This is a genomic window from Streptomyces violaceorubidus (assembly GCF_000717995.1).
Classification (GTDB): Bacteria; Actinomycetota; Actinomycetes; order Streptomycetales; family Streptomycetaceae; genus Streptomyces; species Streptomyces violaceorubidus.
In genome coordinates this window covers 1-707 of the sequence record NZ_JODM01000129.1, presented here as the reverse complement: position 1 = coordinate 707, position 707 = coordinate 1, and the positions used below count along the sequence as shown (strand labels likewise).

The window sequence follows — 707 nt, the reverse complement described above, 5'->3', positions numbered from 1 at the left end:
TTGCGGATGGCTCCGGGTTCGTCGACGGTCCAGACGTTGATGTCCATGCCGAGTTGGTGGATGCGGTCGACGAGGGTCTGGTCGGTGACGGTGTGCTGGGGGTTGATCTGGTCGGCCCATTGGCTGAGTTCGGTCAGTTCGGTGTCGGTGGGCCGGTCGGCGTCGAGGATGCCGATGGGGATGTCGGGCTGTTGGGTGTGGAAGGTGCGGGCGTCGTCGGTCTGGAAGGACTGGACGGCCAGTTGGTGGTGGGCGAGGGCGTTGCGGAGGTAGTGGGGTTTGTTGTGGAGGGTGTGGGCGAGGTCGGTGGCGAGGGTGGTGCCGTATTGGGTGCAGGGGCTGATTTCGGCGAGGAGGCCGGTGCGGGTGTGCTGGATGTGGTGGATGACGTCGTCGAGGGTGATGAGGGGTTCGCCGGTGTAGTCGTGGTGGAACCAGGAGCCGGCGTCGAGGCGGCTGAGTTCGTTCCAGGTGAAGTCGGAGATGCGGTAGTGGGGGCGTCCGGGGTAGAGGGTTTCGATGTCGGTGGTGCGTTCCATGGTGCAGTCGTGGAAGTTGACGAGTTTGCCGTCCTTGGTGCGTTGGACGTCGATTTCGACGTAGTCGGCGTGTTGGCGGACGGCGAGGTCGATGGCGGCGGCGGTGTTCTCGGGTGCCATGCCGGAGGAGCCGCGGTGGGCGATGACGTCGGGTCCGGTGGCGGCCTG

1 protein-coding gene is annotated in these 707 nt (G+C 65.8%); it reads right to left on the bottom strand.

Annotation, left to right across the window (positions count from 1 at the left end; genetic code table 11):
• The coding region (locus IE94_RS0134330) for a glycerophosphodiester phosphodiesterase (RefSeq protein ID WP_030192405.1) at positions 1 to 707 on the bottom strand (707 nt) is incomplete at both ends.